The organism is Acinetobacter sp. 1424608, from assembly GCF_000588255.1.
Taxonomy (GTDB): domain Bacteria; phylum Pseudomonadota; class Gammaproteobacteria; order Pseudomonadales; family Moraxellaceae; genus Acinetobacter; species Acinetobacter nosocomialis.
Map to the genome: position 1 here is coordinate 120358 of NZ_JFXL01000002.1, position 19728 is coordinate 140085.

Consider the following 19728-nt stretch of genomic DNA (forward strand, 5'->3'; position numbering starts at 1 on the left):
TTAGGTGAACTTCATCCTTTGTCAGCAGACATGTCCTGCTTTTAGTTCTTTAATGCATATAATTATTTAATAAATATATTTTTTATAGATTTTAATTTCTCATAAAATTTTTAAAAAAACTTTTATTTTTTTAGGCTAATAATAAATATTATGTAAATATAAAGGCTGATATGTTCATCATGAGTTCAACTGAAATAGTTGATTATTTCTAAGGATATAAGAATGTTAGCATTAGTTACAGGTGCATCGGCAGGGTTTGGTTATAGCATTTCAAAAAAATTGATTGAGTTGGGCTATAAAGTTATTGGTTGCGGAAGACGAGCAGAAAAACTAGAAGAATTAAAACAAGAACTTGGTGAGAAATTCTACCCACTCGTGTTTGATATGACAGATACAGTAGAAAATATAAATAAGTTATTTAAAGAATTACCAAATGAATTTCAAATCGATCAAATTGACTTACTAGTCAATAATGCGGGCTTGGCATTGGGTCTAGAGCCAGCAGATAAAGCTGAATTAGATGATTGGTACACGATGATTGATACCAATGTTAAGGGGCTTGTTACTGTTACCAGACTAATTTTACCAAGTATGGTGCAGAAGAAATCGGGTCTAATTATTAATATGGGGTCAATTGCAGGAACATATCCATATCCTGGTGGTAATGTTTACGGTGCAACAAAAGCTTTTGTGGAGCAGTTTAGTTTAAATCTTCGTGCAGATTTGGCTGGTACTGGTGTACGAGTAACAAATATTGAGCCAGGACTATGTGGCGGTACTGAATTTTCTCTTGTGCGTTTTAAGGGAGATCAGGAGAAAGCTAGTAGTTTATATGATAAAAAGAATCCAATCTTGCCTGAAGATATTGCAAATACGGTCGCATGGATTGCATCACAACCACCGCATATTAATATTAACCGTATAGAAATGATGCCAACAACGCAAACTTTTAACCCTTTAAAAGTTGTGGAAGTCGAATAATAGAATTTTAAAAATGATCTAAAGATGGAGGGGTTATTCTTTAAATTTAGATCTAATGATTCAATCTGGTAAATATCAATTCATGGAAAGCAAATCCTCTACAGATAGGTAGGGGATTTTTTTTATAGGTATACTGTAATAGAAGGCAATAAAAAAGCCCGCTTTAATGCTGCGGGCTTTTTAATATTTGGCTCTCCCACCTGGGCTCGAACCAGGGACCTGCGGATTAACAGTCCGTCGCTCTACCGACTGAGCTATGGGAGAATCTGCATGCGATTATAAGGAGATTTTGACAAGGGTCAAGTGAAAATCGTCATGTTTCCTTCATTTTTGTGTTGTATGCTTTTTATTTGATCAAGTTGAGTGGCGAGGATAGAAATTACTTGCACTTTAAAAACTCAATTGCTAGATTCAAAAAAGAACAAGCGTTTGGAGTAATCCAAACAGTGTGGATTTAAACCAACTTGCCAGCACTAAAATGGCTAAATCGGAGATAAGTATGAAAACACTTACTGTTGCTTCTATTTTTTCTAATTTTGATTTTTATCAACGCAATTATCTCAATATTTTAAATCAACCAGAATCTTATTACACACTTGTAGAAGATGCATGGATCAATGCTTTTCCATTTAAAAAGCAGGATTTGTACTTAGGTGACTTATTACAACTCTGGTTTAGCTCAAAATGGGATGCGCATACTTCACTGAAAGTTTTAAAGTCTTGCAATATATTAGATCAATCTAAACCCCTTTATATTTTCCAACTCGAAGGGGAGTTATTGTGGGGTAAAAATAAAGTTTTAGCTTGGTCTACTCAGTTTCATAAAGTGATAGAGCTTCAACTTAAGAATATTTGGGCACCTTATGTGGTCGCACAAACTTGTGATCGTCCAGATCTTCCTGACTTAATAAAAAAGGCAGCCGTTTAAAGCTGCCTTAGTTTTTATGGTCGAATAATCATACAAGTCGCTGTTGCATAAGCATAAATTTTGCCTTCTTCATCAATAATTTTGCCTTCGGAAATACCCAAATTTTTACTTATATTAATAATCTTACCTGTAGCAATTAAAGTCTGATTTTGAGGAATAGGACGACACATTTTTACATTCAGATCGATAGTTCCATAACCTACACCAGCAGGTAACATCGTATGCACAGCACAGCCAGTCACTGAATCTAGAACAGTTGCAGCGAAACCACCATGTACGCCACCTAAAGGGTTTAAATGGCTATGATCTGCTTGTGCTTTAAAAGTTACTGATCCTTCAGAAATTTCAGTGGGTTGCATAGGTATAGTTTTGCTAATACTCGCAGGCGGAATGTGGCCTTCAACCATGGCTTGTAAAAATTCGAGGCCTGTCATTTCCATAGGATTTTTCATTTTTGAGTCCTTCAATCAATAAAGTTCTAAAATGGAACTTGTTGATAAGTTAGGCGTTAAAAAAACAATTGTCAAGTTGCTAAATACCAGAAAAATAGTTGAGTTAACTGTTTATAAACTTGTAAAGTTGGATTGGGCAGAATATTTTATAAATCTAAAAATATAAATTTCGTATGGAAAATAATAATGAACGGTCAGTGTTTATGTGGTGAAACAACTTTTGAAGTTGAATTAAAAAATCATGATGTACATGTTTGCCATTGCTCGATGTGTCGTAGACAAACCAGTGGTGTCATTATGACAGTTGATGTAGTTAAAGGTAGTTTAAATTTTCTTCAGCAAAAGCATCTTAGTGTATTTAACTCTTCTGAATGGGGTGAAAGGGGATTTTGTAATGCTTGTGGAACAACAATTTTTTGGAGAACGAAAGATCATAGTTATTGCAATATCAATGCATTTTCCTTAAATGAGCCGGTAGAAGGTTTACACCTTGATATGGAAATTTTTATTGATTCAAAACCCGATTTTTATACTTTTCAGAATGATACCAAGAAACTAACTGGGGCCGAGGTGGTTGCGCTATTTAACCCAGAATAATTTTAATTATAAAAAAGGCCTCAATTTTGAGGCCTTTTTTAGTTTTACAAATTATTTTGCAGCTTTTTCAGCTTCGATAGATGCAATCGCAGCGTCAACACCTTCGATTGATTCAGCAGCTTTTTTGATACGTGCTAAAGCATCAACGAGTACTTCATCAGCTGTTGCATATGAAATGCGCATGAAGCCGCCTAAACCAAATGCATCACCAGGAACAACTGCTACGCCAGTTTCTTCAAGTAACCATTCAGAGAATTCTGTGCAAGACTTTAAGCCTTTTGCACGAATAAGAGGGCGAATATTTGCATATGCATAGAATGCGCCATCAGCCGGTAAACAAGAGATGCCTTTGATGTCGTTTAAGCCGTTTACCACTAAGTCGTGACGACGTTTAAACGCTTCGATCATTGGTTTTAATACATCTTGTGGACCATTTAATGCAGCTTCAGCAGCAACTTGCGAAATTGAAGTTGGGTTTGAAGTTGATTGAGACTGGATTTTTTTCATTGCACCAATGATTTTTGCTGGACCGGCTGCATAGCCAATACGCCAACCTGTCATTGCATATGCTTTAGATACACCATTTAAAACAATTGTGCGGTCATATAAATCTGGAGCAACAGTTGCAATGTTATAGAACTCATCTTCCCAACGGATTGGTTCATACATGTCATCAGAAGCAACAAATACTTGTGGATGACGACGTAAAACCTCAGCTAAAGCTTCTAATTCAGCTTTGCTATAAATCATACCTGTTGGGTTAGATGGGCTGTTTAATACTACTAAGCGAGTGTTAGGAGTAATTGCTGCTTCTAGTTGTTCAGGTGTAATTTTAAAACGTTGGTCTTCACCACATTTCACAATAACTGGCGTACCTTCAGCAATAATCACCATATCTGGATAGCTTACCCAGAATGGCGCAGGGATGATCACTTCATCACCTTTGTTTAATAATGCAAGTGCCAAGTTAAAGAAGCTTTGTTTACCACCACATGAAACCAAAATCTGGTTTGGTTGATAATCAAGATTATTATCACGCTTCAATTTAGCAATAATTGCTTTTTTTAACCCAGGAGTACCATCTACAGCCGTATATTTTGTGAAACCATTATTAATCGCTTCAATTGCAGCATCTTTGATGTGTTGAGGGGTATCAAAATCTGGCTCGCCAGCACCTAAACCAATCACATTCTTGCCAGCAGCTTTAAGCTCAGCTGCTTTATTAGTTACAGCAAGTGTAGGGGACGGTTTGATGGCATTGACACGATCAGAAAGACGTACGTCCACGGCAATATTCCTCTTATGGGATTAAAAAATAAAAAGCATACTATCTTATCGCAAAAATTAAGTAATTTGCGGATGTGGGTATTTTTAGATGTAAAAAAAGTTTAATTTAGAAACGTTCTTGTTGCGGTTTTATTCAATTGAAGCTTTTTTCGAAAGAAATGAGAAAAATCCTTTATAATAAATCGCAATCGAAATATCGAGACTGAATTATGACTGAGCAACAGCCAAAACAGAAAAAGGCTTTGGTGAAATTGCCATTCCCAATGCCGAATGAAAGCAATCAAACTGGCGATGCTGTACACAATCAAGTGCGTCCGAAGCCAGAGCAATATGCAGATAGAACTTGGATGCCTCCTCGTGGTACCCGTCGTTCTATGGGTAAGCGTTAATTTAAAAAAACAGGCAATATGCCTGTTTTTTTATTTGTAATACTTCTTGATAATAAATTTTTTTCTTTTGATACATGTGATGATCTGCACGTTTTAGCATATCTTCAACTTGTTCATTTTCTTTTGTCGTTGCGTGTCCAATTGCAATACTAATAGGATGGCTTGAGTAATATTGATTATCGATATTAAAAAGCTCCTGAATAGTTTGAAGCATAATCAATACATTTGCCTCATCTGCACCAGGCATCAAAATTACGAACTCGTCTCCACCAATTCGGGAGGCAGTATAAGCAGTATTCGTAATAGCTTGGTTTAAAATATTCCCCACACGACGTAATAAACCGTCACCAATATCGTGGCCAAGTTGATCATTCGTTTCTTTTAAACCATTCATGTCTAAAAAAATTGAAGAAACAGGACGAATAATGCTGCGGTTTAAACGATTAAGCTCTTCTGTAAAGAAAGCACGGTTATAAAGTTTAGTCAGTACATCATGCTGACCTAAATATTCTAAATAATTTTCAGCTTTCTTTCGTGCAGTAATATCTGTAAGAGCAACTTGTACCAATCCCCAAGTATCTTCATAACCGGGGAATACGGTAAATTGTAGTAAAACATTTCTGATTTGGCCATCTAATGCATAGTTAACGGCTTCACGCTTATGGTGAATATTTCCTTGCCAGAGTTCAATTAGTTGTTCTCTAAAAGTTTCCATCATCTCTTCAGCAAAAATTTTATGCGTATTTTTTAAGAGAGCGGTTTTGTCGGGTGCTTTAAATAAATCAAGAGTCGACTGGTTAACATCTAAGATTAAAATATCTTCGATACATTGACGCACAAACTCAGGATGTACATCTAGAAAAGTTCTAAAGTCTTCAATACCTAATAGCCTAAGCTGATCAATTCTATTTTTAATACGGCTAAAATCTTCAACCCAAAGAGAAGTGGGGGAGTAGATAAACATTGATTCTGCTAGACGTCGATTTTTCTCTTCCTGACGAAGTGCATTTTGATAAGGCGTAATGTCTTCGGTGGTAATTAAAATACGGTCAAATGTAGTTTCAGAACCTGGTAAAATTGCTCCCCGTAGTTGTACATCAATACGTTTACCAGAGAGCGTGTAATTTATAGTGGTGCTTGAGAAATGAGTTTTGCCATTCCATAACGCTTCGAGTTCATGAATGTGAGCTTCAAACATCTCTTTTTTAAAAATAAGATTTAAATTGGCGCATAATTCTTCTTGGTTTTTTGCTTCAAAGAGTTCTAATACTTTTTGGTTGACCTTAATAATTTTAATTTTATGGGCGCATTCGACAATCAAATTTTCATTTTGACTTAGAAATTCGTAAAGGTTTTCGACCCCTTGATTTCTCCATAGATCAAATAGCTGTTTAACTTCACTGAAGTCCTCAATCCACATTGGAATTGGGGTTAGGTCAAAAATTGAAGAATCTAAAGTTTCCATTTGTTTCTTTAAGTATTCAGTTTGTCTTAAAGTATAATGAGAAAAATTAGGATTTGGGAAAATAATCAATTTAAATCTTTAGAAAAATTAAAATAATGAGAAAGCAGAATTTATCTGCTTTACTCATAAAATATCAAAATAAATTAACGGTTAATCGGGTGGTCGATATTTTTCTCGCCGCGCCATAATTTAATGAAGTCTTGTTCATCAAAATCATAAAGTTCCATCAGTGCCACAATGACACTGACAAAAATCATTGCGCCTTCTGAGTTACCATGAATATTGAAAATCTTGCCATTGAGCTTCCCTAAAATATCACTCAATTCGTGCTCTCGGCCTCTGCCATAGCGGTCACGAGGGTACAACTCTTCATTTAAAACAATCAGCGCTATTGCTTTTTCAGCATCTGATAAATCAGTTTTATCTAAAGCATCTTCAAAAGATTCACTGCCATGATTAAAGTAAAAAATAACCTCATCGTTAATAAAACTTTGAACCATTTTTTGAGTGAGTGTCGGAAACTGTGAAACAGCATTATCTTCAACATAAGGTTTAAAGGATTCTGGAAAAATCACGTTGTGATATATGCCTTTAAAAAGCGGGGCAATTTCAGAAACTTTATAACCCGCGATCCCACATCCTAAAGCAGTGACAAAGTATTTCATTTTAGGATGATTTTTTGCATAAATTTTAAAGTCTTCAACATAATGCTCGATTTGGGAGAGAGGCATTTGTTGAATGTGTTCATTTAATGTTGGAATTGCAAAGCTTTGTCCAGCCCAGCCACGTCCCACACCTTCTACAGCCCCAAAATGCTGACTGGCAACACGTGCGGCTCCACTACCATGTTGCCCAGCCATATTACTACCGAAGACAAACACTGTATCTTCAGGGAGTTCAGTTACAATACTTTCATCATGATATTGATAGGTCATGGTTATGCTTTTTATCTAATGGATAAGTTCATGTTGCAACCGTTTAAAGCATTGGTCAAGTGTCAAGATGCTTAATATTTTCGCTGTATATTAATCTGGCTACAGACTTTAAATTAGGGAAAAAATCCCCATTAAATTGCTAGACGATAAATTCAAATTTTTTATAAAGAGAGAGAACTGTGAACGAAAATCAACCTTTCGATTTGGTCACTCATTACCAGCCAGCGGGTGATCAGCCACAGGCAATTGAAAAGCTGGTAAATGGCGTCGAAAAAGGTTTTCGTAATCAGTTACTTTTGGGCGTGACTGGTTCCGGTAAGACCTATACCATGGCAAACGTGATTGCCCAAACACAGCGACCAACCATTGTGATGGCGCACAATAAGACATTAGCAGCCCAGCTTTATGGTGAATTTAAAGCCTTCTTCCCAAATAATGCAGTTGAATACTTCGTAAGTTATTACGACTACTATCAACCCGAGGCTTATGTTCCGTCTTCAGATACATTTATTGAAAAAGATGCAGCAATTAATGACCATATTGACCAGATGCGTTTATCTGCAACACGTGCCTTGTTAGAGCGTCGTGATGCAATTATTGTAGCTTCTGTTTCTGCTATTTATGGTTTGGGTGACCCAAATGCCTATATGCAAATGTTATTGCATGTGGTTCAGGGTGACCGAGTGAGTCGAGACGAAATTATTCGCCGTTTGGTTGAAATGCAATATACCCGTAATGAGCTTGAATTTTTACGTGGTACTTATCGAATTCGTGGCGAAATTATTGATATCTTCCCGGCAGAATCTGACCAACACGCAATTCGTATTGAACTTTTTGATGATGAAGTAGATTCAATTCGTTGGTTTGATCCACTCACCGGTAAGATGGTGCGCAAAGTACCACGTGTTACGATTTATCCGAAAAGTCATTATGTAACGCCAAAAGACAACTTAACGCGTGCTATTGATACCATTAAGGATGAACTTCAAGACCAGCTTAAGTTCTTCCGTGAACATGACAAGTTGCTTGAGGCTCAGCGTATCGAACAGCGTACTCGTTATGATTTGGAAATGATGCAGCAGTTAGGTTATACCAATGGTATTGAAAACTACTCTCGTCATTTATCAGGCCGTCCAGCAGGTGAAGCACCACCGACATTATTTGATTATGTACCGGACGATGCTTTACTTATTATTGATGAGTCACATGTAACTGTTCCTCAAATTGGTGCAATGTATAAAGGTGACCGTTCACGTAAAGAAAACTTGGTGAATTATGGTTTCCGTTTACCAAGTGCGCTTGATAACCGCCCAATGAAATTTGAAGAGTGGGAACGTATTGTTCCGACCACTATTTTTGTGAGTGCAACGCCAGCCAAATACGAGTTGGAGAAGTCAGAACAAGTGGTTGAGCAGGTCGTCCGTCCTACAGGTTTGATTGATCCTGAAATTGAAGTTCGTCCAGTACTTACCCAAGTCGATGATGTTCTGTCTGAGATTAATATTCGTAAGAACTTAAATGAGCGTGTATTGGTAACGACTTTAACCAAGCGTATGGCGGAAGATTTAACTTCTTATTTAAAAGAATATGGCGTTAAGGTCGCTTATTTGCACTCGGATATTGATACGGTTGAACGTGTCAAAATTATTCATGAGTTACGTACAGGCGTATTTGATGTTTTGGTCGGTATTAACTTACTTCGTGAAGGCTTAGATATGCCAGAGGTTTCTTTAGTTGCTATTTTAGATGCAGATAAAGAGGGCTTCTTACGTTCAGAACGTTCACTTATTCAGACCATTGGTCGTGCTGCGCGAAATGTGAAAGGTAAGGCAATTTTATATGCAGATAGAATTACCGACTCTATGCAAAAAGCAATTGATGAGACAGAACGCCGTAGAGCTAAACAAATCGAGTTTAACGAGCTGCATGGTATTACACCACGTAGTGCAGTCCGTCAGGCCGTGAAAGAAATTGATACGGGTGAAGTGCTTTCAGATGATCAAATTGATGAGAAAATATTGGAGCAGGCACAAGCACTAAGTGCTGATGACCGTCATATTCTTTCTGACCCTAAATTGTTCAGTAAGCATATTACTAAGCTTGAGAAAGAAATGTTAAAGGCGTCTAAAGATCTACAATTTGAGCAAGCGGCTCGTATTCGTGATGAAATCGTTCGTTTAAAAGCGCAAATGTTGCAATAAATGGATACATAACACTACATGATTTGTTTAAAAAACAAGCTACTGTAGATGTTTAAGTTATTTTTGTATTCACAACTAATAGTTGAGGGCAACAATGGCATTTCGAAATAATGTTCCGCAAGCCAGTTGGCGCTTGGCAAAAATTGCATTGGGCGGGATTGTTCTAACTGGCTTAGCCGTTGGAACATATGCCTATGCCCAGCAGAAGCCTTTACCAACTGTCGATAAAGTTGAATTAGACCGTTATTTAGGTGTGTGGTATGAAGTCGCACGTAAACCGGCTTTTTTCCAAAAAAAATGTGCTTACAACGTATCTGCAACTTACACTTTAAATGAAAATGGAAATATCGTTGTAGATAATCGCTGCTACGATAATCAGAAGCAATTACAGCAATCTATTGGCGAAGCTTTTGTAGTCAATCCACCCTATAACACAAAATTAAAAGTAAGTTTTTTACCTGAAGCTGTGAGATGGATTCCGGTTATTCGTGGAGATTACTGGATTTTAAAGCTAGATGAAGACTATCAAACTGTTTTAGTAGGGGAGCCTTCACGTAAGTATCTTTGGGTATTATCTAGAACACCACATCCCAAAAAAGAATTGATTGATGAATATCTAAATTATGCCAAAACATTAGGATTTGATATTCGTGATGTTATTCATACTGAGCACAAAGAATAAATAAATTCTGCTTAAGAAAAAACCATGTTTTCGCATGGTTTTTTCTTTTTTATAGTGGATAAATCAAGTATTGTATCGCTTTATTTTTCTTAAAGTGTAAAGAGGTTAGTGATGTTAAAAGGCGTGATTTTCTCTGTCATGGCATCATTAACTTTCGGTGTTCTTTATTTCTATACTCAACTACTTGGTCAACTTGATAGCGAACAAACATTTGGGTGGCGTATTATTGCTACTTTGCCATTTTTAACTCTATTTATGTGGTGGAGTGGTGACTTAAGTCATATTAAAAATATCTATCAACGTATTTTGGCAAAACCTTCTTTACTTTTGTTACTCATAACAACCTCAATTTTAACATCGGTACAGCTATGGCTCTTTTTATGGGGACCCATGCATGGACGTGGTTTACAAGTATCTTTGGGATATTTCCTTCTACCGCTTGTGCTGGTTTTGGCTGGTAGTGTGCTATATGGGGAAAAAATATCAAAATTTCAGTGGGTCGCTATTATTCTGGCAATAGTTGGTGTCGGCCATGAGATTTTTCGTTTAGGAAGTATTGCTTGGGAAACTGCTTTGGTGGCCATTGGTTACTCAGCTTATTTCTTGTTACGCAAGAAAATTAAAACAGATAATTTAGGTGGTTTTTGGTGGGACCTTTTGATCATCATGCCTGTGGCGATTTATCTAACACATACAGGATTATTGCCATATAGTAAATTTTTCGATCAACCAACTCTTGCCTTAGTAATTGCAGGATTAGGAGTACTTAGTGCTATAGGCTTGGGATGTTACATATTAGCAAGTCGTTTTTTACCTTTAGTTGTATTTGGCTTACTTGGATATCTTGAACCAGTATTACTTGCTTTAGCATCTTTAGTGCTAGGGGAAAGCATTGGTCAAGAAGAATGGTTTACTTATATTCCAATTTGGTGTGCTGTATTTGTACTTGTGCTAGAAGGTGCATTCCATCTTTATCAGCAGCAGAAAAAAGCCAAAAATTTGCAATTAAATCTCGAAAAATATCAAAAAAGATTAAAAAATCATGCTCATGATTAGAGCAACAGAATCTAAAAAGTAAGAAAAAGCAAAAATTTAGCTGCTTTAAACAATAAGATAATAAAAAATAATTATAGGTATTTTATGAATTTATGATGAATTTTGGGAAAATCTAGTCACTAACGTCAGCTTTTGATTCATTCTTGCTAATAATTCCATTACAATTACGGGGTTTTAAAAATCACGCCTAGATATAATTAATTAGAGGACGTATCTGTGAGCAAAGACACTATCATCGCCCTGCACGCTGAACACCAAGGCCGTTGGAAAAACCGTGAAGAAATCGCGGAACGTATGATTGCATTAATCGGTCAATTATACCGTGAAAAAAATATTGTCGTATCTGTTTACGGTCGCTCTTTAATTAACCGTTCTGTTATTCAAATTTTGAAAACTCACCGTCGTACACGTGTTGTAGATGTTGAGCTTTCTGTAGTAAATACTTTCCCAATTTTAGAAGCTTTAGCAAAAGTTGAAAACATTGGTTCTGCAGAAGTTGATATTGGTAAACTTGCAGTTGAATATAAAGAAAAAGGCGGTGATGTTGACGCTTTTGTTGCTCAAGCAGTTGAGTCAATTAAAGGTAGCGCAACTTCTGAACAACCTAAAGATGTAGTTCTTTACGGTTTTGGTCGTATTGGTCGTATCTTAGCTCGTTTAATCATTAGCCAATCAGGTTTAGGTCGTGGTTTAAGCCTTAAAGCGATTGTTGTTCGTAAGTCTTCTGACGGTGACTTAGCAAAACGTGCTTCTTTACTTCGTCGTGACTCTATTCACGGTACTTTCGCTGGTACAATTTCTGTTGATGAAGAAAACGAAGCAATCATTGCTAACGGTAACTTCATCAAAGTGATCTATGCATCTAGCCCAAGTGAAGTAGACTATACTCAATACGGTATTGAAAACGCGCTTTTAATCGACAACACTGGTAAATGGCGTGATGCTGAAGGCTTAAGCCAACATTTGAAATGCCCAGGTGTTGCACGTGTTGTATTAACTGCACCAAGTAAAGGCGAAATGAAAAACGTTGTATTTGGTGTAAACAACTCTGACATCTTAGATGAAGACAAAATCATCTCTGCTGCAAGTTGTACAACAAATGCGATCACTCCAATTCTTAAAGTATTGGATGACAAATATAAAGTTCTTAATGGTCACGTTGAGACAGTTCACTCATTTACAAATGACCAGAACTTAATTGATAACTATCACAAAGCTGATCGTCGTGGTCGTGCTGCTACATTGAACATGGTTATTACTGAAACTGGTGCTGCTAAAGCTGTTGCTAAAGCATTACCTGCATTAAAAGGTAAGTTAACTGGTAACTCTGTACGTGTTCCTACACCAAACGTATCTCTTGCAATCTTAAACTTAACACTTGATAAAGAAGTTGATCGCGAAGAAGTGAACGAATACATTCGTCAAATTTCGATTAACTCTAAACTTCAAGGTCAAATCGGTTATACCAACTCTACAGAAGTTGTATCGAGTGACTTTATCGGTTCTCGTACTGCTGGTGTATATGATGCTCAAGCAACAATTACTTCAGGTAACCGTTTAACTGCATATGTTTGGTACGATAATGAAGTAGGTTATAGCTGCCAAGTATTACGTATTGCTGAACAAATGTGTGGCGTAAGCTATACAAAAATCCCTGCAGAAACTAATGCTTAATTTGATTTAACGTTAGATAAAAGTATGTGACAAAAAGACCCAGTTTAGACTGGGTTTTTTTACAACCGTACAAAATATATGCTGATTATTTTTTAGAAATCAATGAGAATAGGATTTAAGGAACAAAAAGAAATAGTAAGGGATTGGAATTGCAGCAGTTTAAAAGATTATTGATAGTCTTCTTTTTCATCATCATCGCGAATATATGTGGTGTGCTCATCGCCATTTGGGTTTTCAAGCATTTTAATATTTATATTCCGCTGAAAAACCAAGCTGTAGCGATTGATTTACAAGAACCATTACAGGTACAGGTCAAAGTAAAAGATGCTTTAAATGTCGATGTAAAAGGCCGAGTAAATGCGAATATTCCTATTAATGAAAAGTTAACGATACCTTTAACACAGACGTTAACTCCTCGTGTCTATTTCGATAATATGGTGCCAATCAGCACAATTATTCCTGTAAAAGAAACGTTAAAAGTTGATCAAAGCCTACCGATAGACACCAAAGTTCAAGTCAGAGTATTGGGTAAGGATATTACTTTACCATTAAAAGGGAATATTCCCTTAAAGCTTGATGTACCTATTGATATTCAAGTACCGCTCGATCAAAAAGTTCATTTGAAGTTTGATGCTCCAGTTAAAACGGTTTTAAAAGAAGATCTTCATATTCCACTAAATGCCCAATTAAAAACAAATATTCCAATTCAGGGTAGTTTAAATGTACCTGTAAAAACTGCTTTAAATGCTTCAGTAGATGTCAAAAATACTTTGCCAGTTAAAATTGAGCATGGCGAGTTAAAAATACCTCTATCAAGCATGAGCCTTAATCGTGTTAAAGATGATAACGCTACATCTTTACCTGCACAGAACCAGAATAAGTAGGAAGGTGACTTATGCTGGGTTCAATAAAAAGTATGCTCATCAGTTTCTTTCTGATTATGGTACTCACGGCAATTTTATTTTGGCTCTATTTAAATATACAAGCTTCGGTGGTGGTTTCTGCGCACGAATCAGATATTCGATTACCAGAATCATTAGAAACTAAAATACATGTTGGTAATAATTTACAGGTCCAGTCCATAGGTAAACTAGATACATCAATTGATATTAATCGTCAGATTTCGGTGCCTTTAAAGGGGAGATATTTGGCTGATTTAGCGTTTGAAGTTGAGACTCCAATTACAGTAAGCGTTGATTATGCAACAACGCTGAAAGTTGATCAGGTGATGCCTTTGGAAACAACAACCGATTTAATATACCAAAATAAGTTGTTACCTAGGTTTCCACTAAAACTAAATATACCCATTAATCTGGATATTCCATTTCAGTTAAAACGTAGCTATACCATTCCTGTTAAGATTGCTTTTAATGGTCCAGTTTATTTCGAGTTCGATGAATCGGTAAATTTACCGATTAAACACCAATTTAATCCAAGCTTAAAAATTAATGATGCAATGGAAATGGGCAATATCTCAAGCTTTAATGCCATTATGTATAACTCTGTGCAACACACTAAAGCTAATTTAGATATGAAGATGGATTTACCTCTGCGTAATGTACACCCTTAAGGAATAAATACATAAAGAGAGGCTATGTTCTGCTATAAGTTTTTATCAATATAAAAAGTAATAAAATAAGACCTAGGAAAGTAGAATTCTCTCGATTTTCTATTCGAGAATTTTATGAAAATATGGCAGAATAGGCGGTTTTAGAGTTTTTAGAGGATTGGCAAATGCGCTTTGTTGATGAAGCAGTCATTACCGTAGAGGCTGGCGACGGTGGCAATGGCGTAGCCAGTTTTCGCCGTGAAAAATTTGTACCATTTGGTGGCCCAGATGGTGGTGATGGCGGACGTGGTGGAAGTATCTATATTCAAGCCGATGATGATACAAGTACCTTAGTCGATTACCGTTACACCCGTAAATTCCGCGCTGAACGTGGTAAAAACGGTGCAGGTGCTAACTGTACCGGACGCGGTGGTGAAGATGTGGTTTTAAAAGTACCTGTTGGTACAACAATTGTTGATACAGATTCTGGCGATATTATTGGCGACTTGGTTGAAGACGGCCAAAGAATTCTGGTTGCAGGTGGTGGTGAAGGTGGTTTGGGAAATACTCACTTTAAATCATCAACTAACCGTGCTCCACGTAAATGTACTACGGGTACTAAAGGTGAATTTCGTGAAATTCGTCTTGAGTTGAAAGTATTGGCAGATGTTGGCTTATTAGGTATGCCAAATGCTGGTAAATCTACTTTCATTCGTGCTGTAAGTGCTGCAAAGCCAAAAGTGGCAGACTATCCATTTACAACCATGGTTCCAAACTTGGGTGTTGTAGATGCTGACCGTCATCGTTCATTTGTAATGGCCGATATTCCGGGCCTTATTGAAGGTGCGGCAGAAGGTGCAGGTCTAGGAATTCGTTTCCTTAAACATTTGGCGCGTACTCGTATTCTTTTACATATTATTGATGTACAACCAATTGATGGTTCAGATCCAGCTCATAATGCAAAAGCAATTATGAATGAGTTGGTTAAGTTCTCACCTACTTTGGCGAAACTACCAGTTGTTTTAGTGCTCAATAAACTGGATCAAATTGCTGAGGAAAGCCGTGAAGAGTGGTGTCAGCACATTCTAGATGAATTAGAGTGGACTGGACCTGTCTTTAAAACATCGGGCTTATTAAGTGAAGGTACAAAGGAAGTTGTGTACTACCTGATGGATCAGATTGAACAGCAACGTGAACGCGAAGTTGAAGATCCTGAGTACGCAGCAGAAGTAAGAGCTTTCCGTGAACAACTAGAAGTTGAAACACGTGAACAAACCATTGCGGCAAAAGAAGCATATCGTGCAATGCGTCGAGCACAACGTCTTGAAAGCATGATGGACGATGATGATGATTTTGACGATGATGAAGACGACAATGATGTAGAAAGCATCTACGTTCGTGACTAAAAAACCGAGGAAAACATGATAGAAGTGGTCGATGGGCAACGTAAGCTCAGTGAGTGTAAACGAATCGTTGTTAAAATCGGATCATCTTTACTCACAGCAAATGGGCAGGGGCTAGATCTGGATGCTATTTCGCATTGGGCGAAACAGATTGCAGATTTACACAATGCTGGGCACGAAATTATTTTAGTGTCTTCAGGAGCTGTAGCAGAAGGTATGGTTCGTATGAAGCTTGCGAGTCGACCCACCGATCTACCCAGTTTACAAGCATGTGCCGCAATTGGGCAGATGGGCCTAATTCATACATGGTCTAGCGTGCTTGAAAATCATAGTATTCGAACAGCTCAAGTGTTATTAACACATGACGATTTGGCAGATCGCCGTCGTTATTTGAACTCATGCGATGCGTTGCAGAACTTGATTGACTGGCGTGTTATTCCGGTTATTAATGAAAACGATACAGTCTCTACTGACGAGATTCGTTTTGGTGATAACGATACCTTAGCGGCAATGGTTGCTGGTCAAGTACATGCTGATTTACTGATCATTTTAACAGATCAGCAAGGCATGTTTGACTCAGATCCACGTCACAACCCTGATGCAAAGCTGTTATCAACTGTTCGTGCCATGGATGATGTTTTATTTGAAATGGCTGGCGGTGGTGGGGTACTTGGGCGAGGAGGCATGGTCACTAAAGTCCGTGCTGCCCGTTTAGCGGCTAAGTCGGGCTGTCCAACACTGATCGCTAGTGGTGAAAGTGATAATGTATTGTCACGAGTCATGGCTGGTGAAATGCTTGGTACATTGTTCACGACTGATAAAGACCGTATGACAGCACATCAACAGTGGCTTGCTGCACATTTACAAACAGCAGGTCGTCTGGTCATAGATGATGGCGCGGTTGATGCGATTAAATCTAAACATCGCAGTTTACTCCCTGTAGGGGTAAAAACTGTTGAAGGACATTTTGATCGTGGTGATGTGGTTGAATGCGTTGATAAGCAAGGCAAACGTATTGCGGTTGGACGAGTAAACTTTAGTTCTCGTTCAGCTGAAATTATTAAGGGCCTCTCTTCAGACAAGGTTTATCAAGTACTTGGAGAAGCTCGTTCGCTTGAAATGATCCATCGCGATCATATGGCGATTTATTAAGTAGTGATCTACAAAAAAAAGCTCGCTTTATGCGAGCTTTTTTTGTGGTGTTAACGATGGCAAGATTCGATCTTCGCCGACCATAAAAGGGTGGGTGGCAAGGCTCAGCATATCTAAATCTTCTGAGCTATTTCCATAAGCATAAACTTGATAATAATCCTGCAAAGAATATTGTTCATGTATTCTTAACTTCTTTTGTTCACTACTACAATCTGGCGTTGAGTAATAACCCGTCATCATGCCATTTTTTACTTGAGTTTCAGTACAAATTAATTCGATATCGAGTAATTTGCAAAGTGGAGCAAGATAGATATCGATTGAAGCCGAAACTAGTACTACCTGATCACCAAGTAACTGATGTTGTTGTAATTGTGCAAAAATTTCAGGTGAAAGAGTTGAGACGAGTTCTTGTGCATATTCTTCGCCTAATCTTTGCAGCTCAATTGCTGGGGTATTGCGAAACATGCTTCGAAAAAGTTTGGCACGCATCGCATGGGCGGGATAAAAATTAAGATAATAGGCTTGAATCCATGGCAGGATTTTCAAGCCTTGCTTAACTATGTGGCGCTTAGATAACGCATAAAAGATGAACCCTGTAAAACTGTCTTTACTACACAAGGTCCCATCAAAATCAAACAGGGCGAGATTTTTTATTGTCTTATTCGTTTCGCTCGTTGCATACATGATTCATATCGTCCGTTTACGCGGGTTGCATACCAGTTAGTATTATAGTCACGACTTAATTTAGGCCCAGAAATTACCACTTGAGGCATAATAGCATAGATAGGTTCTTTGCCTGTTTTTGCCTTATAGAGTTTAGTTAAGGCAATATAAGTTTGTGTATTCTCAAACTTTTTCTCTTTTTCTAATTTAAGATCATCGCGAAGTTGTCTTGGTGTAATTAAGACATTATTTGCAGTAAATAGTTTCATTAACTCTTTTTCTGACTGACTCTGAACTGCGAGTGGACTACCAGCTTTATCGTAAAGTAGTAAATCACCATCTAAGGTGAGCTCATTATCAGTAAGGGCATCGAGCATGCTTTGAAAAGCAGCATTACGGCTAGAATACATACCTGAGTTATAATCGGCAAAACGATAAATGGCCTTATCATAGTCTGCTGGGTATACCATCAAGCGATGAATGCCATAATATAGACCGCCATATTGCGTATAAAGATCATTTCTAAGGTCTGCAATATTCATGCTAGAACGTTTATGCGCTTTAGCATAATTAATATGAACTTGCATTGAACCCAATGTGGTGATTGGATTCATTTTTTCACCAATATCTTGCCCAACCAGTTTAGCTGCACCAGTTAACGCACTGACATGATAATGTTGAGTCATAAAATCAAAAATTTGACGATAAAGTAAGTCGAGATCTTTTTCAGTTTTGACTTTACGCATCTGACTCATATAGTTATTGTCAGGAGAGGGTTGGGTTTTCAATACTTCTTCAAAATAACCTGCGACAGTACCCCCCACTTTCTGGCCAAGTTTGTCTTCAAACTTTTCATTTAAACGGGTACTGACTTCGTCAACTGCTTTTTTGCCTAGACCTGGTACTACAGGGTTAGCAACAAAGTTAGATTCCTGATCTACAATCGCGACAATACTACAAACATTTTGTTTGGTTTTAGGAATTTTTAAGTCCTGCATAATATCGTCAATATCTTTAGCCCATGACTCCCGATCATGCACACGTGCTGGAATTAACTTTTTAATTTGCTGACTTTCTAAATCGGGCTCATCATTTTTTGACCACCAGGCTTTATCTCCACAAGCAGCTAAACTCATGCATACGGTGACTACACCGAATGATTTTAATAAAAAACGGGAAGACAACGGTTTGTTCATGGCGAGGAAAGCACCTGCAAAAAAGATGAGCTGATCAAGCGGATGAAGTATACTATGTTGATCATCAATTGTATGAATATATATGTATATTGGTCCCTATCAACTGTCAAATAATTTAATTGTTGCTCCTATGGCCGGTGTAACTGACCGTCCATTTAGAACGTTGTGCAAGTATTTTGGTGCGGGTCATGCGGTCAGTGAAATGATGACTGCTGATAAAACTTTGCGGATGACTAAAAAAAGTCTTTATCGTGCTAATTTTGACGGAGAGTTAGCTCCTATCTCTGCGCAAATCGCGGGTTCTGACCCAGAACAGTTAGCTGAGGCTGCTCGTTATCAAGTTGCAAATGGGGCACAAATTGTTGATATCAATATGGGATGCCCTGCAAAAAAAGTATGCAATAAATTAGCAGGTTCAGCATTATTACAAGATGAAGACTTGGTTGCTCGAATGCTGGATGCAGTTGTTGCAGCAGTTGACGTTCCTGTGACTTTAAAAACCCGTTTAGGATTTTTAAATGGCCAAGAAAATATTTTAAGGGTGGCAAAACGTGCAGAAGAGGCGGGGATTGCTGCGTTAGCATTGCATGGCCGCACACGTGAAGACATGTATTTAAATACAGCGCGTTATGAATTGATTAAACATGTTAAAGAGTTAATCAATATTCCAGTAATTGCCAACGGTGATATTGATAGTCCTGAAAAAGCAAAATATGTACTGGACTATACTGGCGCCGATGCAATTATGATTGGGCGGGCTGCACAAGGTCGTCCATGGATTTTCCGTGAAATTGCCCATTATTTAAAAACTGGTGAGCATTTGGCTGCTCCAAATATTGCAGAAGTCAAAGATGTACTTTTAGGGCATCTGTCTGAGTTATATCAATTTTATGGTGAATATTCTGGATGTCGTATTGCTCGTAAGCATATTGCTTGGTACACCAAAGGATTACGCTCAAGTAACGAGTTCCGACAAAATATGTATAAAGTTGAAACCACTGCTGAACAGGCATTAGTTGTCGAGAGTTATTTTAATCAATTGCTTGCAGAAGGTAATTTGATGAGCGATGTTCAGGTTGAACAGGTTAATTTATTAGCTACTCACTAAAATAAAGCAA

The 19728-nt window shown here is 37.6% G+C and carries 19 protein-coding genes, 1 tRNA gene and 1 pseudogene; 14 read left to right on the plus strand and 7 right to left on the minus strand.

The annotated features are described in order from the left end of the window. Positions 1 to 222: 222 nt before the first annotated feature. A complete protein-coding gene (locus J678_RS07300) occupies positions 223 to 981 on the plus strand; it encodes an SDR family oxidoreductase (protein ID WP_004885840.1) in 759 nt (252 codons plus the stop codon). Positions 982 to 1169: 188 nt separating this feature from the next. Here the strand turns inward: J678_RS07300 and J678_RS07305 are convergent. Next, positions 1170 to 1245 (minus strand) — tRNA-Asn (locus J678_RS07305). Positions 1246 to 1294: 49 nt separating this feature from the next. Between J678_RS07305 and J678_RS23530 the strand changes: the two are divergent. Both J678_RS23530 and J678_RS07310 read left to right on the plus strand, forming a co-directional pair. After that, positions 1295 to 1439, plus strand: a pseudogene (locus J678_RS23530) (hypothetical protein); the annotation flags it as partial. A gap of 41 nt (positions 1440 to 1480) precedes the next feature. Continuing rightward, a complete protein-coding gene (locus J678_RS07310) occupies positions 1481 to 1909 on the plus strand; it encodes a hypothetical protein (protein WP_002052864.1) in 429 nt (142 codons plus the stop codon). A gap of 14 nt (positions 1910 to 1923) precedes the next feature. Here J678_RS07310 and J678_RS07315 read toward each other — a convergent pair whose 3' ends face one another. Then, positions 1924 to 2361, minus strand: a complete 438-nt coding sequence (locus J678_RS07315; RefSeq protein ID WP_017394346.1) for a PaaI family thioesterase — start codon at positions 2359 to 2361, stop codon at positions 1924 to 1926. 186 nt (positions 2362 to 2547) lie between these two features. Between J678_RS07315 and J678_RS07320 the strand changes: the two genes are divergently transcribed. Next, complete coding sequence (locus J678_RS07320; RefSeq protein ID WP_017394344.1) at positions 2548 to 2958, plus strand: GFA family protein; 411 nt, start codon at positions 2548 to 2550, stop codon at positions 2956 to 2958. 51 nt (positions 2959 to 3009) lie between these two features. Here J678_RS07320 and J678_RS07325 read toward each other — a convergent pair whose 3' ends face one another. Then, positions 3010 to 4245 (minus strand): pyridoxal phosphate-dependent aminotransferase, encoded by a 1236-nt coding sequence (locus J678_RS07325; RefSeq protein ID WP_004707562.1) that lies wholly within the window; start codon positions 4243 to 4245, stop codon positions 3010 to 3012. A 209-nt stretch (positions 4246 to 4454) separates the two neighbouring features. On the opposite strand from J678_RS07325, the gene J678_RS07330 reads away from it, so the two are divergent. After that, positions 4455 to 4634, plus strand: a complete 180-nt coding sequence (locus J678_RS07330) for a hypothetical protein (protein WP_000139633.1) — start codon at positions 4455 to 4457, stop codon at positions 4632 to 4634. 1 nt (position 4635) lies between these two features. Here J678_RS07330 and J678_RS07335 read toward each other — a convergent pair whose 3' ends face one another. Next, on the minus strand, positions 4636 to 6099 hold the full coding sequence (locus J678_RS07335) for a diguanylate cyclase domain-containing protein (protein ID WP_031955688.1): 1464 nt from the start codon (positions 6097 to 6099) through the stop codon (positions 4636 to 4638). A 143-nt stretch (positions 6100 to 6242) separates the two neighbouring features. After that, on the minus strand, positions 6243 to 7034 hold the full coding sequence (locus tag J678_RS07340) for a hypothetical protein (RefSeq protein WP_002052788.1): 792 nt from the start codon (positions 7032 to 7034) through the stop codon (positions 6243 to 6245). A 179-nt stretch (positions 7035 to 7213) separates the two neighbouring features. Between J678_RS07340 and uvrB the strand changes: the two genes are divergently transcribed. From uvrB to proB, 8 genes are all read left to right on the plus strand, one after another. Further along, on the plus strand, positions 7214 to 9235 hold the full coding sequence (uvrB, locus tag J678_RS07345; protein ID WP_004707569.1) for an excinuclease ABC subunit UvrB: 2022 nt from the start codon (positions 7214 to 7216) through the stop codon (positions 9233 to 9235). Positions 9236 to 9329: 94 nt separating this feature from the next. Next, complete coding sequence (locus tag J678_RS07350; protein WP_002052730.1) at positions 9330 to 9917, plus strand: lipocalin family protein; 588 nt, start codon at positions 9330 to 9332, stop codon at positions 9915 to 9917. Between the two features lie 108 nt (positions 9918 to 10025). Then, on the plus strand, positions 10026 to 10973 hold the full coding sequence (gene rarD, locus J678_RS07355; protein ID WP_079377391.1) for an EamA family transporter RarD: 948 nt from the start codon (positions 10026 to 10028) through the stop codon (positions 10971 to 10973). Between the two features lie 216 nt (positions 10974 to 11189). Beyond that, positions 11190 to 12647, plus strand: a complete 1458-nt coding sequence (locus J678_RS07360; protein WP_002052743.1) for a glyceraldehyde-3-phosphate dehydrogenase — start codon at positions 11190 to 11192, stop codon at positions 12645 to 12647. Between the two features lie 149 nt (positions 12648 to 12796). Next, positions 12797 to 13531: a hypothetical protein gene (locus J678_RS07365; RefSeq protein WP_031944708.1), complete on the plus strand. Its 735-nt coding sequence runs from the start codon at positions 12797 to 12799 to the stop codon at positions 13529 to 13531. Between the two features lie 11 nt (positions 13532 to 13542). After that, positions 13543 to 14217, plus strand: coding sequence for a hypothetical protein (locus tag J678_RS07370; RefSeq protein ID WP_002052875.1), 675 nt, complete (start codon positions 13543 to 13545; stop codon positions 14215 to 14217). A 164-nt stretch (positions 14218 to 14381) separates the two neighbouring features. Beyond that, positions 14382 to 15602: an Obg family GTPase CgtA gene (cgtA, locus tag J678_RS07375; protein WP_002052725.1), complete on the plus strand. Its 1221-nt coding sequence runs from the start codon at positions 14382 to 14384 to the stop codon at positions 15600 to 15602. Positions 15603 to 15617: 15 nt separating this feature from the next. Further along, positions 15618 to 16751: a glutamate 5-kinase gene (gene proB / locus J678_RS07380; protein WP_002052602.1), complete on the plus strand. Its 1134-nt coding sequence runs from the start codon at positions 15618 to 15620 to the stop codon at positions 16749 to 16751. 27 nt (positions 16752 to 16778) lie between these two features. Here the strand turns inward: proB and J678_RS0103920 are convergent, their stop codons facing one another. Both J678_RS0103920 and J678_RS07385 read right to left on the minus strand, forming a co-directional pair. Further along, the gene (locus J678_RS0103920) at positions 16779 to 17435 is read right to left on the minus strand and encodes an HAD-IB family hydrolase (RefSeq protein WP_004885875.1); all 657 of its coding nucleotides are present in this window, start codon (positions 17433 to 17435) and stop codon (positions 16779 to 16781) included. After that, complete coding sequence (locus J678_RS07385) at positions 17402 to 18610, minus strand: DUF1615 domain-containing protein (protein WP_002052526.1); 1209 nt, start codon at positions 18608 to 18610, stop codon at positions 17402 to 17404. The genes J678_RS0103920 and J678_RS07385 overlap by 34 nt, the downstream gene beginning before the upstream one ends. 82 nt (positions 18611 to 18692) lie before the next feature. Between J678_RS07385 and dusB the strand changes: the two genes are divergently transcribed. Then, positions 18693 to 19718: a tRNA dihydrouridine synthase DusB gene (dusB, locus tag J678_RS07390; RefSeq protein ID WP_017394340.1), complete on the plus strand. Its 1026-nt coding sequence runs from the start codon at positions 18693 to 18695 to the stop codon at positions 19716 to 19718. Positions 19719 to 19728 lie beyond the last annotated feature (10 nt).

Bases quoted from the DNA above. Each gene is read 5' to 3' on its own strand.
- J678_RS07315 (WP_017394346.1), bottom strand. From the start codon at position 2,361: ATGAAAAATCCTATGGAAATGACAGGCCTCGAATTTTTACAAGCCATG.
- J678_RS07330 (WP_000139633.1), top strand. From the start codon at position 4,455: ATGACTGAGCAACAGCCAAAACAGAAAAAGGCTTTGGTGAAATTGCCA.
- proB (WP_002052602.1), top strand. From the start codon at position 15,618: ATGATAGAAGTGGTCGATGGGCAACGTAAGCTCAGTGAGTGTAAACGA.
- J678_RS07335 (WP_031955688.1), bottom strand. From the start codon at position 6,099: ATGGAAACTTTAGATTCTTCAATTTTTGACCTAACCCCAATTCCAATG.
- J678_RS07385 (WP_002052526.1), bottom strand. From the start codon at position 18,610: ATGAACAAACCGTTGTCTTCCCGTTTTTTATTAAAATCATTCGGTGTA.
- J678_RS07300 (WP_004885840.1), top strand. From the start codon at position 223: ATGTTAGCATTAGTTACAGGTGCATCGGCAGGGTTTGGTTATAGCATT.
- J678_RS0103920 (WP_004885875.1), bottom strand. From the start codon at position 17,435: ATGTATGCAACGAGCGAAACGAATAAGACAATAAAAAATCTCGCCCTG.
- J678_RS07310 (WP_002052864.1), top strand. From the start codon at position 1,481: ATGAAAACACTTACTGTTGCTTCTATTTTTTCTAATTTTGATTTTTAT.
- cgtA (WP_002052725.1), top strand. From the start codon at position 14,382: ATGCGCTTTGTTGATGAAGCAGTCATTACCGTAGAGGCTGGCGACGGT.
- dusB (WP_017394340.1), top strand. From the start codon at position 18,693: ATGTATATTGGTCCCTATCAACTGTCAAATAATTTAATTGTTGCTCCT.
- J678_RS07370 (WP_002052875.1), top strand. From the start codon at position 13,543: ATGCTGGGTTCAATAAAAAGTATGCTCATCAGTTTCTTTCTGATTATG.
- J678_RS07340 (WP_002052788.1), bottom strand. From the start codon at position 7,034: ATGACCTATCAATATCATGATGAAAGTATTGTAACTGAACTCCCTGAA.
- J678_RS07320 (WP_017394344.1), top strand. From the start codon at position 2,548: ATGAACGGTCAGTGTTTATGTGGTGAAACAACTTTTGAAGTTGAATTA.
- J678_RS07350 (WP_002052730.1), top strand. From the start codon at position 9,330: ATGGCATTTCGAAATAATGTTCCGCAAGCCAGTTGGCGCTTGGCAAAA.